Source organism: Oleiphilus sp. HI0067 (assembly GCF_001635735.1).
In genome coordinates, this window is the sequence record NZ_LWFI01000552.1 from 1 (window position 1) to 587 (window position 587).

Annotated in this window: 1 protein-coding gene; it reads right to left on the reverse strand. The window is 45.7% G+C overall.

The features are described from left to right. Positions 1 to 587: type II secretion system F family protein (locus A3739_RS06425; RefSeq protein ID WP_197472121.1), on the reverse strand; the 587-nt coding region annotated here is incomplete at both ends.

Here is a 587-nt window from a genome sequence, read left to right on the forward strand (position 1 = left end):
CGATCGCAATAAGTACAATTAACCACCAAGACTGTAGCCATTTTGATACTGCAATAATCATTTGTGTGAAAGCGGGAAGTTCAGCGCCGAAGCCGGCAAACATGCTCTCAAACTGGGGCACTACTTTAAGGAGCAGTATTGCGGTTACCACCATCGCGACAACCAACACCGAGATAGGATAGGTCATCGCTTTCTTTACTTTCTTTTTCAGCGTCTCAGTTTTTTCCATGTAAGTCGCAACGCGGTCTAGCATGGTTTCGAGCGCGCCAGATTTTTCACCTGAGTCGACAAGGTTTACAAACAAATCATCAAAATGTTGAGGGTGCTTCTTCAGTGCACCAGCAAAGTTATTACCAGCAGCTACGTCGTTCTTTATTTCTAGAACGAGATCTCTAAGTGTCGGATTCTCAAGGCCGTCCGCTACAATGTCGAACGATTGGATGAGCGGTACACCAGCTTTCATCATCGTAGCAAGTTGGCGAACGAATATGGCGATATCGAAGGGGGTTATTTTCTTCTTTTTTGTTCCTCCGCCAAATGAGAATGCTGGCTTCTTAACCTTGGCTGCGTTGATTCCTTGTTTGCGC